Annotated in this window: 1 protein-coding gene; it reads left to right on the forward strand. The window is 50.7% G+C overall.

Annotated elements, in window-relative coordinates; genetic code table 11:
• Nucleotides 1–165 precede the first annotated feature (165 nt).
• The coding region (locus tag KMS84_RS44595) for an AlpA family phage regulatory protein (protein ID WP_498066985.1) at nt 166–268 on the forward strand (103 nt) is incomplete at its 3' end.

A 268-nucleotide genomic window follows, 5' to 3' on the forward strand; every position in this document is an offset into this window, starting at 1 on the left:
TGCATTGCAATCATCGACGTTGCATTGCAATGACCGATAGCATTTTCTGGTATTGAATCCAGGTCACTTCCCACCCAACGCCATCTGGCTCTAGGAGTGACCACCATGTCCCATCAATCCTCCCCCATCGTTGCCCCGCCACCAAAACAAATCGAACGTCATATCATGCGGCGCGACGAGGTGGAGCGTAAAACCGGTTTCAAGCGTGCCCACATCTACAACTTGATGAAGGAAGGTAAATTTCCTCAGGCTAAACGCATTGGGATGC

The organism is Streptomyces hilarionis (assembly GCF_024539675.1).
Lineage (GTDB): Bacteria > Actinomycetota > Actinomycetes > Streptomycetales > Streptomycetaceae > Streptomyces > Streptomyces hilarionis.